Genomic DNA, 1,198 nt, shown 5'->3' on the forward strand with positions numbered 1-1,198 from the left:
AAGGTGGTGATGAAGCACCATGTTAGTCAACAAGGCATATAAATTCCGTATCTATCCAACAAAAGAACAGGAAATCCTCATTGCCAAAACCATCGGTTGCAGCCGCTTCGTATTCAACCGGTTCCTGGCCAGGTGGAATGAATTATACAAACAAACCGGCAAGGGACTGACCTATAATTCCTGTTCAGCTGAATTAACTCTGTTGAAAAAGAAGTTGTCATGGCTGAAAGAAGTTGACAGCATTGCGCTTCAATCCTCATTGAAAAATCTTTCCGATGCGTATACACGCTTTTTCAAAAAACAAAACAATGCACCCCGCTTCAAGTCTAAAAAGAATAAGGTCCAGTCTTACACGACAAAAGAAACAAATGGCAATATTGCCGTAATCGGCAACAAAATTAAACTTCCTAAGCTTGGTTTTGTCCGTTTTGCTAAAAGCCGGGAAGTAAAAGGACGTATTCTAAGTGCAACCATTAGACGGAATCCAAGCGGGAAATATTTTGTTTCAATTCTTGCGGAATCAGATGTGCAGCCACTAGAGAAAACAGGCTCAACGGTCGGAGTTGACGTTGGTTTGAAAGACTTTGCCATTTTGAGTACTGGTGAAGTGTTTTCCAATCCAAAATGGTTCCGTAAACTCGAAGGACAACTGGCAAAAGCACAACGTATCCTATCCAGACGCTTGAAGGGCGGTTCCAATTGGAACAAGCAGCGTATTAAGGTTGCAGGAATCCATGAACGTATCACTAATGCAAGAATGGACTACTTGCAGAAAATTTCTACCCATATCATCAAAAACCACGATGTAATTGGGATTGAAGATCTGCAGGTATCGAACATGTTAAGAAATCACAGATTAGCCAAAGCGATCAGTGAAGTATCCTGGTCACAATTTAGAACCATGCTTGAATACAAGGCAAAATGGTATGGCAGGAAAGTAGTCACTGTCTCCAAAACGTTTGCCAGTTCCCAGCTATGTTCTGTTTGTGGCTATCAAAACAAAGACGTTAAGAACCTTAACCTCCGTGTATGGGATTGCCCTTCCTGCGGTACGCATCACGATCGGGATATTAACGCAGGACAAAATCTTAAAAATGAAGCCATAAGGCTTCTAACCACAGGAACTGTGGGGCTAGCCTAATCAATTAGAAGCCAATAGGCTTCTGTACTTAGGAATCCCCCACTTCAAGCAACTCGT

The 1,198-nt window shown here is 42.1% G+C and carries 1 protein-coding gene; it reads left to right on the forward strand.

Annotated elements, in window-relative coordinates; all coding sequences use genetic code 11:
• Positions 1-19: 19 nt before the first annotated feature.
• Positions 20-1,141 carry an IS200/IS605 family element RNA-guided endonuclease TnpB gene (gene tnpB / locus A8F94_RS07565; protein WP_066197923.1) on the forward strand — a complete coding sequence of 374 codons (1,122 nt, stop codon included), beginning with the start codon at positions 20-22 and terminating at the stop codon, positions 1,139-1,141.
• Positions 1,142-1,198: the final 57 nt, after the last annotated feature.

Origin of the sequence: Bacillus sp. FJAT-27225 (assembly GCF_001685025.1) — a bacterium.
In the GTDB taxonomy this organism is placed as follows: Bacteria; Bacillota; Bacilli; order Bacillales; family Cytobacillaceae; genus Bacillus_D.